Origin of the sequence: Burkholderia sp. Ac-20353 (assembly GCF_017104785.1) — a bacterium.
Classification (GTDB): Bacteria; Pseudomonadota; Gammaproteobacteria; order Burkholderiales; family Burkholderiaceae; genus Burkholderia.
This window is the reverse complement of sequence record NZ_JAAGPL010000227.1, coordinates 1-12,760: the sequence shown is the minus strand read 5'-3', so window position 1 is coordinate 12,760 and position 12,760 is coordinate 1. Positions and strand designations below refer to the sequence as shown.

The following is a 12,760-nucleotide window of genomic DNA, read 5'->3' as shown; positions in this document are numbered from 1 at the left end:
CGACCGGCTGCGGCAGCGCCTTGAAGCCGGCCGCGACGGTGATGGCCCTGGCCGCATCGCCGATCACCGGCGAGTTGATCGGCTCGGTCGCCGACGCGGCGGCCGCGACGGCGGCTGCCTCGTTTTGCGGGTTCTGGTGCTCGACGAGGTAGAAGTCGAGCACGCGGCGCGCGATCGGGCCTGCGGATTGCGCGCCCCAGCCGCCGTTCTCGACGATCAGCGCGAGCGCGATCTTCGGCTGGTCGACGGGCGCGTACGCGATGAACAGCGCGTGGTCGCGCAGATGCTCGGCGAGCAGGTGGCCCTTGTAGTTGCCGCCCTGCAGCGAGAACACCTGCGCGGTGCCGGTCTTGCCGGCGGCGAGGTACGGCGTGCCGCGGAACACCTTGTACGCGGTGCCGGACGGGTTCTCGATCACGTTTTCCATCCCGCGCTTCACGACGTCGATGTCCGACTGCTTGAGCGGGATCACTTCGCTTTCCTTCGGTACCGTGAGGTGGCGACCGCGCGAGATCGGATCCTCGACTTCCTTCACGAGGTGCGGCTTCATCACGACGCCGTTGTTCGCGAGCGTCGCGGTCGCGTGCGCGAGCTGCAGGATCGTGAACGAGTTGTAGCCCTGGCCGATCCCGAGGCTGATCGTCTCGCCGTCGAACCACTTCTGCTGCGCGGCCTTCTTGAAGGTCTTGCGCTTCCAGTCCGGCGACGGCAGGATCCCGCGCGCCTCGCCCTGGATGTCGATGCCGGTGATCTGGCCGAAGCCGAACGGCTTCATGAAGCCTGCGATCGCGTTCACGCCGAGGTCGCGCGCGAGCATGTAGAAGTAGGTGTCGTTCGACACCATGATCGCCTTGTTCATGTCGACGAAACCCTGGCCCGAGCGCACGTCGTTGCGGAACGTGTGGCCGCCGAACGTGAAGTAGCCGGGATCCTGGATGCCCCAGCCCGGCGTGCGCTTGCCGAGCGTCAGGCCCGCGAGTGCCATGAACGGCTTGTAGGTCGAGCCCGGCGGGTAGGTGCCGTGCAGCGGGCGGTTCAGGAGCGGCTTGTCGGCCGAGTTGTTCAGCTCGTCCCAGGTCTGCTGGTCGATGCCGTCGACGAACGAGTTCGGGTCGAAGCTCGGCGACGACACGAACGCGAGCACGTCGCCCGTCTTCGGCTCGATCGCGACGAGTGCGCCGCGCTTGCCGGCGAACGCCTGTTCGGCGACCTGCTGCAGCCCGATGTCGAGCGACAGCACGAGGTTGTTGCCGGGCGTCGCCTGCGTGCGCGACAACGTGCGCACCGGCCGGCCGCCCGCCGTCACCTCGACTTCCTCGAAGCCGGTCAGGCCGTGCAGCTCGGTTTCATAGCTCTGCTCGACGCCGATCTTGCCGATGTAGTCGGTGCCCTTGTAGTTGTTCGCGTCGCGGCGCGGATCGTAATGTTCCTGATCGCTGTCGTTGTCGTCGCTCATCGCGTCGATCTTGTCCTGGTCGCGCTTCGAGATGCGGCCGATGTAGCCGATCACGTGCGCGGCCGTCGTGCCGAGCGGATATTGGCGGAACAGCCGCGCGCGCACGTCGACTCCGGGGAAGCGGAAGCGCTGCGCGGTGAAGCGCGCGACTTCGTCGTCGGTGAGGCGGGTGCGGATCGGCAGGCTCTCGAAGTTCTTCGAGTCTTCCTGCAGCTTCTTGAAACGGCGGCGGTCGCGCGCGTCGATCTGGACGATCGCGGACAGCTTGTCGATCGTGTTGTCGAGCGTGTCGTCGAGCTTCGACGGCGTGATCTCGAGCGTGTACGCGGAGTAGTTCTTCGCGAGCACGACGCCGTTGCGGTCGGTGATAATGCCGCGGTTCGGCACGATCGGCGCGACCGAGATACGGTTTTCCTCGGCCTGCAGCGCGTACTTGCCATGCTGAAACAGCTGCAGGTAGAAGAAGCGGCTCGCGAGCAGCCCGAAGCAGACGAACACGAACACGCCCGCCGCCGCGACGCGGAGGCGAAACTTCGAGAGCTGCTGTTGGGTGTCGTTGAATTCGGTCATGCGGTTACGGTCGATCGGATCCGTGCGGGGCACGGGCGCGCGACGGGCGTGGCGCCGCCCCGTGGCGCGGCACGCGGTGGACGCGGCGGGCGCGGCTGACGAAAGGGCGGCGGGGGTTCAAGGCGAGGTCCTGGCGGCGCGGCTGCGGCTCAGATGGGGCGCGTGTCGTCCGGATCGACCGGGCGGCGTTGCGGCATCAGCAGCAGGTGGCTCGCGACGGGCCACAGCGCGGCTTCGACGAAGCCGTCGACCAGATAGCGCCAGCCGGGAAACGCGGCGCCCATCAGCAGGCGGATCACGAACGGCACGAGCTGCGCGACGACGAGGAGCGGCGTCACGTACAGCACCTGCACGCCGATCGGCATCCACAGCACGCGGCGGTGGATCGTGATTGCGCCATACGACAGCAGCGTGTACGCGAGCGCATGCTCGCCGAGCAGGCCCGCGTCGTGCACGTCCATCAGGATGCCGAGCGCGAACGCGACGCCCATCCCGACCTTGCGCGGCTGGTGGATGTTCCAGAACAGCAGCACGAGCGCGACGAAGTCGGGCACGCCGGGCAGGCGGCCCCACGGCATCAGGTTCAGCAGGAACGCGGCGGCGAGGCTGAAGACGATGAAGTACGGATTGACCGGCTGCAGGATGTATTGCGGGCGGTTCATCGCTGGGCTCCTGATTGCCCGGCCGCGGGCTTCGCGGGTGCGGCGGCGGGTTGGGCCGGTGCGCGATTCGCAGCGGGCGCCGGCTTGGCGCCCGGCTTTGCGTCAGGCTTTGCGTCGGGCTTCGCAGTGTCAGGCTTCGCAGCGTCAGGTTTTGCAGCGGCCGGCTTAGCGGCTGCGTCGGCGGCCTTGTCCGCCGCTTTCGCGGCGGGCTTCGCGCCCTTCTTGCCGCCCTTCGCGTTCTTGTCTGCGGCCGGGTCCGGCTCGACCGGGCGCGGCGGAATGTCGTTCTGGTAATGCAGCACCAGCATCTGCCGCGCGCCGCGCACGGCCGCGACCGGCGCGCAGGTCACGCGCGCGAACGCGGTGTCGGCGAGCTTGTCGACGCGCACGACCTTCGCGACTGGCAGGCCCGGCGGATAGACGCCGTCGAGGCCGCTCGTCACGAGCTCGTCGCCGGCGACGACGTCGGCGCTCGTCGGCACGAAGCGCAGGTCGAGCGAATCGCCCTTCGGCGTGCCGTAGATCACGCTGCGCAGGCCGGTGCGCAGCACCTGGACCGGAATCGCGAGATCGCGGTCGGTGATCAGCGTGACTTCGGCCTGCAGCGGGAACACACGCGTGACCTGGCCGACCACGCCGTCCTCGCTGACGACGGGCGCGCCGTGCTGGATGCCTTGTTGCGAACCGTGTCCGATCACGATCTTCTGCGTGAACGGGTCGCTCGTGTCGTACTGGATCTCGACGGGCGTCGCCTGCGTCGCGATGTGCTGACGCAGTTCGAGCACCGCGCGCAGGTGCGCGTTCTCCTGCACGAGCACGGCGGCCTGGTTGGCCTGGGTCGACAGTTGCAGGTTGCGCGCGCGCAGCTGGTCGTTCTCGTGGCGCAGCGTCGCGCCGGTCGCGGCGATGTCGGCCGCGCCCATGAACAGGTCGCGCGGCACGAGCGCCGCGCGCTGCAGCGGATACAGCACGGTGCCGAGCACCCCGCGGACGATCTCGAGCGTGTTGAAGCGCGCGTCCGACACGAGCAGTGCGATCGCGACGGCGACGAAGAAGATGAGCCGCGCGAGCGCGGGAGGGCCTTGCTTGAAGAGGGGCGGCGGACTGTATTCCATGGTCGGCGCCGGGCGCTGTGATCGGTTAAATGATGCTCAGACGCGCAAACGGCGCGGCGGTTCGATCTGAGCGAGCGAGCCGGCCACGCCGAAGGTGCGCCATATCGGGGAACTGCCTAGACGATCACTCGTACGAGAAGATGCTGCCCAGCTTGTCCATGCGCTCGAGTGCCATGCCCGAGCCTCGCACCACACAGGTGAGCGGATCTTCGGCGACGAGCACCGGCAGGCCGGTTTCTTCCGCGAGCAGGCGGTCGAGGTCGCGCAGCAGCGCGCCGCCGCCCGTCAGCATCATCCCGCGTTCCGCGATGTCCGCGCCGAGTTCCGGCGGGGTCTGTTCGAGCGCGATCTTCACCGACGACACGATCTGGTTCAGCGGATCGGTCAGCGCTTCGAGGATTTCGTTGCTGGAGATCGTGAAGCTGCGCGGAATGCCTTCCGACAGGTTCCGGCCCTTCACTTCCATTTCCTTGACTTCGGAGCCCGGGAACGCGGAGCCGATTTCCTTCTTGATCGCCTCGGCGGTTTGTTCGCCGATCAGCATCCCGTAGTTGCGGCGGATATAGTTGACGATCGCCTCGTCGAACTTGTCGCCGCCGACGCGCACCGAGCCCTTGTACACGATGCCGCCGAGCGAGATCACGCCGACTTCGGTCGTGCCGCCGCCGATGTCGACGACCATCGAGCCGGTTGCTTCCGACACCGGCAGGCCCGCGCCGATCGCGGCCGCCATCGGCTCCTCGATCAGGTAGACCTGCGACGCGCCGGCGCCGTGGGCGGCTTCCTTGATCGCGCGGCGCTCGACCTGGGTCGAGCCGCACGGCACGCAGATGATGATGCGCGGCGACGGCGAGAACATCCGCGACTCGTGGGCCGTCTTGATGAACTGCTTGATCATCTGCTCGGTGACGGTGAAGTCGGCGATCACGCCGTCCTTCATCGGGCGGATCGCCTCGATGTTGCCGGGCACCTTGCCGAGCATCTGCTTGGCTTCCTTGCCGACCGCCTGGATCGTCTTCTTGCCGTTGGGGCCGCCTTCCTGGCGGATCGACACGACGGACGGCTCATCGAGCACGATGCCTTTGCCGCGCATGTAGATCAGGGTGTTTGCGGTGCCGAGGTCGATCGCCAGATCGTTGGAGAAGTAGCTGCGCAAAAAACCGAACATTCAGAATCCTGTTTCGCTCTGGGCCGGCCCTGCGTGGCGAGCAGCGCTTGAGGGCGGCAGCGGAAAAAATAACAGCCTCGGATCGTGGCGGAAGCGGCCGCCGCGGCGCTCGAAGCTGCGAGTGATATCTACCGGAGATCGCACGAAGCTCGCACGGCTTGCCGAAGCGGGGCGAAACGGTGCGGGAAAAGGCTGCCGGGTTGGGTCGAACGCGTAATGATACCTTATAATTTCGCGGTATTTGAATCGAAACGGGTGGTATTTTTCCCGCTTCGTACCCGATTTTTGAGGGTGGCATCGCGCCCTCCAACCCCCGCCGCAGCGCCGCTTTTCGTGTGCTGCGCCGCCTTGTTTTCCGGTGACCGCATGGCCCTGACCCTGACCGATGTGAAACGCATCGCGCACCTTGCGCGGCTCGAAATGGCCGACGCCGACGCCGAGCATACGCTTGGCCAGCTCAATGAATTCTTCGGCCTCGTCGAGCAGATGCAGGCAGTCGATACCACCGGCATCGCGCCGCTCGCCCACCCGATCGAACAGATCCAGGAAGTCGCGCAGCGTCTGCGCGACGACGCCGTCACGGAAGCCGTGAACCGCGACGATAACCAGCGTCCGGCACCGGCCGTCCAGGATGGCCTCTACCTCGTGCCGAAGGTGATCGAGTAAGCGTTCGACGACAAGCGTGCGCGCCGCGTCGCGCGTACGCGCCCAAGAATTCCCAGGAAAACCACTCAATGCACGCAAAAAGCCTGACCGAACTGCGCGCTGCGCTCGCCGCCAAGGAATGCTCGGCCGTCGAGCTGGCCCAGCACTACCTGAAGCGGATCGACGCCGCTCAGCACCTGAATGCGTTCGTCCATGTCGACGCCGAGCTCACGCTCGCGCAGGCGAAGGCCGCCGACGCCGAGCTCGCGCGCGGCGCGGCCGGCCCGCTCACGGGCCTGCCGATCGCGCACAAGGACGTGTTCGTCACGCGCGGCTGGCGCTCGACCGCCGGCTCGAAGATGCTCGCGAACTACGCGAGCCCGTTCGACGCGACCGTGGTCGCCCGCCTGTCGGCGGCCGGCATGGTCACGCTCGGCAAGACCAACATGGACGAGTTCGCGATGGGCTCGTCGAACGAGAACTCCGCATTCGGCCCCGTGAAGAACCCGTGGGACACGAACGCGGTGCCGGGCGGCAGCTCGGGCGGCAGCTCGGCCGCCGTCGCCGCGCGCATCGCGCCGGCCGCGACCGGCACCGACACCGGCGGCTCGATCCGCCAGCCGGCGTCGTTCGCGGGCGTGACCGGCATCAAGCCGACCTACGGCCGCGTGTCGCGCTACGGGATGATCGCGTTCGCGTCGTCGCTCGACCAGGGCGGCCCGATGGCGCAGAGCGCCGCCGACTGCGCGCTGCTGCTCAACGCGATGGCGGGCTTCGACGAGCGCGACTCGACGAGCCTCGAGCGCGACGACGAGGATTTCACGCGCCACCTCGGCCAGCCGTGGGCGCCGGGCAACGATGCGGCCAAGCCGCTCGCGGGCCTGCGCATCGGCCTGCCGAACGAATACTTCGGCGACGGCCTCGCCGGCGACGTGCGCGCGGCGGTCGACGCGGCGCTCAAACAGTATGAAGCGCTCGGCGCGACGCTCGTGCCGGTGTCGCTGCCGAAGACCGAGCTGTCGATCCCCGTTTATTACGTGATCGCGCCGGCCGAGGCATCGTCGAACCTGTCGCGCTTCGACGGCGTGCGCTTCGGCCATCGCGCCGCGCAGTACGGCGACCTGCTCGAGATGTACAAGAAGTCGCGCGCGGAAGGCTTCGGCCCCGAGGTGAAGCGCCGCATCCTGATCGGCACCTATGTGCTGTCGCACGGCTACTACGACGCGTACTACCTGCAGGCGCAGAAGATCCGCCGGATCATCGCGAACGATTTCCAGGAAGCGTTCAAGTCCTGCGACGTGATCATGGGCCCGGCATCGCCGACGGTCGCGTGGGATCTCGGCGCGAAGGGCGACGATCCGGTGCAGATGTATCTTGCGGATATCTATACGCTGTCGGTGAGCCTCGCGGGCCTGCCCGGCATGAGCGTGCCGTGCGGTTTCGGCGCGGGCGCGAATGCGAAGCGCCCGGTCGGCCTGCAGATCATCGGCAACTATTTCAACGAAGCCCGGATGCTGCAGGTCGCCGACGCGTTCCAGCGTGCGACCGACTGGCACAAGCAAGTTCCGGCGGGGGTGTAAGCCATGACTCAATGGGAAGTCGTTATCGGTCTCGAGACGCACGCGCAGTTGTCGACCGTCTCGAAGATTTTCTCCGGCGCGCCGACGCAGTTCGGCGCGGACCCGAACACGCAGGCCTGCCCGGTCGACCTGGCGCTGCCGGGCGTGCTGCCGGTACTGAACCGCGGCGCGGTCGAGCGGGCGATCCGCTTCGGCCTCGCGATCGGCTCGACCATCGCGTCGCGTAGCATCTTCGCGCGCAAGAACTACTTCTACCCGGATCTGCCGAAGGGCTATCAGATCAGCCAGTACGAGATTCCGGTCGTGCAGGGCGGCCAGATCACGATCCAGGTGCCCGCGAATGAAAAGGCCGGCAAGGACGCATATTCGAAGACGATCAACCTGACCCGCGCGCATCTCGAAGAGGACGCCGGCAAGTCGCTGCACGAGGACTTCGCGGGGATGACGGGCATCGACCTGAACCGTGCGGGCACGCCGCTGCTCGAGATCGTCACCGAGCCGGAGATGCGCAGCGCGGCCGAGGCGGTCGCGTATGCGAAGGCGCTGCACGGCCTCGTCGTGTGGCTCGGCATCTGCGACGGCAACATGCAGGAAGGCTCGTTCCGCTGCGACGCGAACGTGTCGGTGCGCCCGGTCGGCCAGGAGAAGTTCGGCACGCGTGCGGAGATCAAGAACCTGAACTCGTTCCGCTTCCTCGAAGAAGCGATCAACTACGAAGTGCGCCGCCAGATCGAACTGATCGAGGACGGCGGCGAGGTCGTGCAGGAAACCCGCCTGTACGACCCGGACAAGCGCGAGACGCGCTCGATGCGCAGCAAGGAAGACGCGCACGACTACCGCTACTTCCCCGATCCGGACCTGATGCCGCTCGTGATCGGCTCGGACTGGGTCGAGCGCGTGCAGGCCGGCATGCCCGAGCTGCCGGCTGCGATGCAGCAGCGCTTCGTCGAGCAGTACGGCGTGTCGGCCTATGACGCGGGCGTGCTGACGTCGAGCAAGGCGATGGCCGCGTATTTCGAGGCGGTGGTCGCGAAGGCAGGCGCTGCGAACGCGAAGATCGCCGCGAACTGGCTGATGGGCGACGTATCGTCGCAGTTGAACCGCGACGGCATCGAGATCGACGCGATCCCCGTGTCGGCCGCGCAGCTCGCGCTGGTGCTGCAACGCATCGCCGACGGCACGATCTCGAACAAGATCGCGAAGGAAATCTTTGCGATGATCTGGGACGAGAAGGCGACCGACGAAGCCGCCGCCGATCGCATCATCGATGCGAAGGGCCTGAAGCAGATTTCCGACACCGGCGCGCTCGAAGCGATCATCGACGAGGTGCTCGCCGCGAACGCGAAGTCGGTCGAGGAATTCCGCGCGGGCAAGGAAAAGGCGTTCAATGCGCTGATCGGCCAAGCGATGAAGGCGACGAAGGGCAAGGCGAACCCGCAGCAGGTCAACGAACTGCTGAAGAAGAAGCTCGGGTAAGACGGGCGCACGCCTGAACCGCGCTTGACGACGGGCCGCCGCCGAACCTGTTCGGGGCGGCCCGTTGCAACTGGTGCGCACGCCGCGTGCGCGCCGTCACACGGAGGAACGCATGGCGAAACAACCGTCGCTCGACGACTACCGGGTGCCGTACCACACGCGCGAGAAGGACGCCGCGGCGTTCACGCTCGACGCGTTCGATCCGTCCGCGAAGCCGTTCTCGTCGGGTGCGAAGGAAACCGACCGCGAACGGCTGTCGTCGGTCTCGATGGAGCTCGACGTGCAGCAGGAACGGCTGCACACGCAGCAGAAGCGGCGCGTGCTGCTCGTGCTGCAGGGGATGGACACGAGCGGCAAGGACGGCACCGTGCGTGCGGTGTTCCGCGAGGTCGACCCGCTCGGCCTGCGCGTCGTGTCGTTCAAGGCGCCGACGCCGATCGAGACCGCGCACGACTACCTGTGGCGCGTGCACGCGCAGGTGCCGGCGGCCGGCGAGCTCGCGATCTTCAACCGCAGCCACTATGAAGACGTGCTCGTGCCGCGCGTGCTGGGCGGGATCGACGAGAAGGAATGCGAGCGCCGCTATCGGCAGATTCGCGACTTCGAGACGATGCTCGTCGAGAACGGCACGACGATCGTCAAGTGCTTCCTGCACATCTCGAAGGACGAGCAGCGCGACCGGCTGCAGGCGCGGGTCGACGATCCGACCAAGCACTGGAAGTTCGACATCTCCGATCTCGATGCGCGCAAGCACTGGGATGCGTACCAGCTCGCGTATCGCGACGCGCTTGCCGCGACGTCGGCCGAGCATGCGCCGTGGTACGTGATTCCGGCGAACTCGAAGACGCACCGCAATGTGATGATCGCCGAGCTGCTGCTGCGTACGCTGACCGACATGAAGCTCGAATTCCCGCCGCCGAAGCCGGAGCTGGAAGGCGTGAAGATCAGCTAGGCGCGGCATGGCGCTACGATGTGAACCTGAGAACCCAGAACGGAAACCCGACATGATGCGTGTGATTACCGCCAACCTGAACGGCATCCGCTCCGCCGCGAAGAAAGGCTTCTTCGACTGGCTCGGCGAGCAGAATGCCGATTGCGTGTGCGTGCAGGAGATCAAGGTCTCGGCCGACGACCTGCCGGCCGAATTCGTCGAGCCGCACGGCTTCAAGAGCTATTTCCACCACGCCGAGAAGAAGGGCTACAGCGGCGCGGGCCTGTACAGCCGCCACGAGCCCGATGACGTGATCATCGGCTTCGGCAGCAGCGAATTCGATTCGGAAGGGCGCTATGTCGAGGCGCGCTACGGCAAGCTGTCGGTCGTGTCGGTGTACGTGCCGTCCGGCTCGAGCGGCGACGAGCGCCAGCAGGCGAAGTACCGCTTCATGGACGAGTTCATGCCGCATCTCGCCGCGCTGAAGAAGAAGCGCGAGGTGATCCTGTGCGGCGACGTGAACATCGTCCACAAGGAAATCGACATCAAGAACTGGAAGAGCAACCAGAAGAATTCCGGCTGCCTGCCGGAAGAGCGCGAGTGGTTGACGAAGCTGTTCGACGACGTTGGCTATGTGGACGTGTTCCGCACGCTCGACCAGCGCCCCGAGCAGTACACGTGGTGGAGCAACCGCGGCCAGGCGTATGCGAAGAACGTCGGGTGGCGGATCGACTACCAGATCGCGACGCCGGGGATCGCAAGCACCGCGAAGCAAACGTCGATCTTCCGCGACATCAAGTTCAGCGACCATGCGCCGCTGACGGTGGATTACGACTACAAGTAAGCGGCGCCAGGCAGGGCCGCATGCAGCGGGCGCTGCATGCAAAACGGGCCGCGAAAATATCGCGGCCCGTTTTGCTTCGCACGGTGGGGGCGTGCGCCGCCTTCCGTCGTGCTGCGCCCTGCGCTCAGTACTCGATGCTCAGTTCTTCGGCTTGATCGACGCCATGTCGATCACGAACCGGTACTTCACGTCGCTCTTCAGCATCCGCTCGTAAGCGGCGTTGATCTGCTGCATCGGAATCGTTTCGATATCCGATGTGATCCCGTGCTCCGCGCAGAAGTCGAGCATTTCCTGCGTCTCGGCGATCCCGCCGATCAGCGAGCCCGCGAGACGGCGGCGCTTGAAGATCAGGTTGAACACCTGCGGCGACGGATGGTCGTGCTCCGGCGCGCCGACGAGCGTCATCGTGCCGTCGCGCTTCAGCAGATGCAGGAACGGGTTCAGGTCGTGCTGCGCGGCGACCGTGTTCAGGATGAAGTCGAAGCTGTTCAGGTGCGCGTTCATCTGCGCCGGATCTTTCGAGATCACCACTTCGTGCGCGCCGAGCCGCTTGCCATCGTCGACCTTCGACGGCGACGTCGTGAACAGCACGACGTGCGCACCCATCGCGCGCGCGAGCTTCACGCCCATGTGACCGAGGCCGCCGAGCCCGACGATGCCGACCTTCTTGCCGGGGCCGACGTTCCACTGGCGCAGCGGCGAATACGTCGTGATCCCCGCGCACAGGAGCGGCGCCGCGCCGGCCGGGTCGAGCGTGTCCGGCACGCGCAGCACGAACGCCTCGTCGACGACGAGCTGCGTCGAATAGCCGCCGTACGTGATGTCGCCGGTCACGCGGTCCTGGCCGTTGTAGGTGCCGACGAACCCGTTCTCGCAATACTGCTCGAGCCCCTCCGCGCAGCTCGCGCAGGTGCGGCACGAATCGACGAGGCAGCCGACGCCGACCAGCTCGCCGACCTTGAAGCGCGACACCTGCGGGCCGGTCGCGGTCACGCGGCCGACGATCTCATGGCCGGGCACGACCGGATAGATCGTGTTCTTCCATTCGTTGCGGGCCTGATGCAGGTCCGAGTGGCAGACGCCGCAATAGAGGACCTCGATCTGCACGTCGAGATCGCGCAGCGCGCGGCGCTGGAATTCGAACGGGGCGAGCGGCGACTGCGCGTCGGCCGCGGCAAAGGCATAGGTTGTGCTCATGCGGGGCTCCTTGTCCGGCAAATGTGACTGCCGTCGCACCATGCTGCAGTGCGGCGAGACAGGACGTTATCGTAAGGAGCGCGCCGTCGTAGTGAAATACCTGAAGGTCGCGAAGATTTGCCTGATTCTCTCGAAGTGCAGCCGAATCGCCGGAAAAGCGCTTTCAGGGCGCTGGATTGCGAGCCGGTTTCTCTTGCTGCGCCGCCGTTCAGCGGCGCGCAACCTTGCGCCGCTGCGCGCTGATTCCCGCATAGTCGGGCAGCGTGTCGACGCGTTTGCCGATCGCCTTCGCATACAGCGGCAGCAGGTCCGGCAGGCGGTTCAGCAGGTCCTGGCGGCGCGCCGCGCCGTACGGATGCGCGTAAATGTAGCCGGTCGCCTTGTTCGCGCGTGTCGCGACCGCGAGCTTGTCCCACAGCGTGATCGCGGCACGCGGGTCGAAGCCCGCGCGCGCGGCGATGTCGCCGCCGATCACGTCGGCTTCGGTCTCGTCGGTCGGGTCGTAGCGCAGCGTCTGCAGACGCTCGCCGAGGTTCAGCGGCTGCGGCAGCGGATCGCCGACGCCGAACAGCGGCGGCAACGTCGCCGCGCGCAGCGACGTCTGCGACGGATCGCTGAAATTGCCGCGCGCATGCTCGCGCAATGCGTGCGCGATGCTGTGCGCGACCAGCACGCCGAGTTCGTCGTCGTTCAGCCGGACGCTGTCGAGCATCCCGCCGTAGACGAGGATCTTGCCGCCGGGCAGGCACGCCAGGCGGATGTCGCGCGAGCGGATCGCGTTGACGTCCCACGACCACGTCTTGACCCGGTCATTCCATTTCACCGAATACGGCGCGAGCTTCGCGACGATCGCGCGCAGGCGTTTCACGCGCGGCTGGTTCGCGGGCAGCAGCCGGTCGGCCTGCGCGGCGGCCAGCACGATCTGCGCGTATTCGCTCGCGGTCAGTTGCTCGAGCAGTTGCGACGGAATCAGCGTGCGGAACGCGGTCGCGTCACCGAAGCGGACTTGCTGCGGTGTCGGCGTGTACGCCCTCGCGGGTGCGGCCGCGCCCGTCGGCTGGGCCGGCTCGGCGGCGGCGGGCAGTGGCGTGGATGGCGCGGACGGTGTGGAGATGG

The 12,760-nt window shown here is 66.8% G+C and carries 11 protein-coding genes; 5 read left to right on the top strand and 6 right to left on the bottom strand.

All coding sequences use genetic code 11. From position 1 onward, the window contains the following. From mrdA to G3N94_RS35360, 4 genes are all read right to left on the bottom strand, one after another. Positions 1-2,026: penicillin-binding protein 2 (mrdA, locus tag G3N94_RS35375; protein WP_205798700.1), on the bottom strand; the 2,026-nt coding region annotated here is incomplete at its 3' end. Between the two features lie 149 nt (positions 2,027-2,175). Next, positions 2,176-2,688: a rod shape-determining protein MreD gene (gene mreD, locus G3N94_RS35370; RefSeq protein ID WP_205798698.1), complete on the bottom strand. Its 513-nt coding sequence runs from the start codon at positions 2,686-2,688 to the stop codon at positions 2,176-2,178. Further along, positions 2,685-3,803, bottom strand: a complete 1,119-nt coding sequence (gene mreC / locus G3N94_RS35365) for a rod shape-determining protein MreC (RefSeq protein ID WP_205798696.1) — start codon at positions 3,801-3,803, stop codon at positions 2,685-2,687. Before mreC ends, mreD begins: the two co-directional genes overlap by 4 nt. Before the next feature lie 124 nt (positions 3,804-3,927). After that, positions 3,928-4,971: a rod shape-determining protein gene (locus G3N94_RS35360; RefSeq protein WP_004189550.1), complete on the bottom strand. Its 1,044-nt coding sequence runs from the start codon at positions 4,969-4,971 to the stop codon at positions 3,928-3,930. Between the two features lie 366 nt (positions 4,972-5,337). Between G3N94_RS35360 and gatC the strand changes: the two genes are divergently transcribed. From gatC to G3N94_RS35335, 5 genes are all read left to right on the top strand, one after another. Next, positions 5,338-5,637, top strand: coding sequence for an Asp-tRNA(Asn)/Glu-tRNA(Gln) amidotransferase subunit GatC (gatC, locus tag G3N94_RS35355; RefSeq protein ID WP_205798694.1), 300 nt, complete (start codon positions 5,338-5,340; stop codon positions 5,635-5,637). A 68-nt stretch (positions 5,638-5,705) separates the two neighbouring features. Then, entirely contained in the window at positions 5,706-7,196 is a 1,491-nt protein-coding gene (gene gatA / locus G3N94_RS35350; RefSeq protein WP_205798692.1) for an Asp-tRNA(Asn)/Glu-tRNA(Gln) amidotransferase subunit GatA, read from the top strand. 3 nt (positions 7,197-7,199) lie between these two features. Then, a complete protein-coding gene (gene gatB, locus G3N94_RS35345; RefSeq protein ID WP_205798690.1) occupies positions 7,200-8,672 on the top strand; it encodes an Asp-tRNA(Asn)/Glu-tRNA(Gln) amidotransferase subunit GatB in 1,473 nt (490 codons plus the stop codon). Between the two features lie 112 nt (positions 8,673-8,784). Next, positions 8,785-9,624: a polyphosphate kinase 2 family protein gene (locus G3N94_RS35340; RefSeq protein WP_205798688.1), complete on the top strand. Its 840-nt coding sequence runs from the start codon at positions 8,785-8,787 to the stop codon at positions 9,622-9,624. Between the two features lie 52 nt (positions 9,625-9,676). Beyond that, positions 9,677-10,447: an exodeoxyribonuclease III gene (locus tag G3N94_RS35335; RefSeq protein WP_205798686.1), complete on the top strand. Its 771-nt coding sequence runs from the start codon at positions 9,677-9,679 to the stop codon at positions 10,445-10,447. Between the two features lie 138 nt (positions 10,448-10,585). Here G3N94_RS35335 and G3N94_RS35330 read toward each other — a convergent pair whose 3' ends face one another. Continuing rightward, positions 10,586-11,644: an NAD(P)-dependent alcohol dehydrogenase gene (locus G3N94_RS35330; protein ID WP_205798684.1), complete on the bottom strand. Its 1,059-nt coding sequence runs from the start codon at positions 11,642-11,644 to the stop codon at positions 10,586-10,588. Between the two features lie 208 nt (positions 11,645-11,852). Then, positions 11,853-12,758, bottom strand: a complete 906-nt coding sequence (locus G3N94_RS35325) for a M48 family metallopeptidase (RefSeq protein WP_205798682.1) — start codon at positions 12,756-12,758, stop codon at positions 11,853-11,855. Positions 12,759-12,760: the final 2 nt, after the last annotated feature.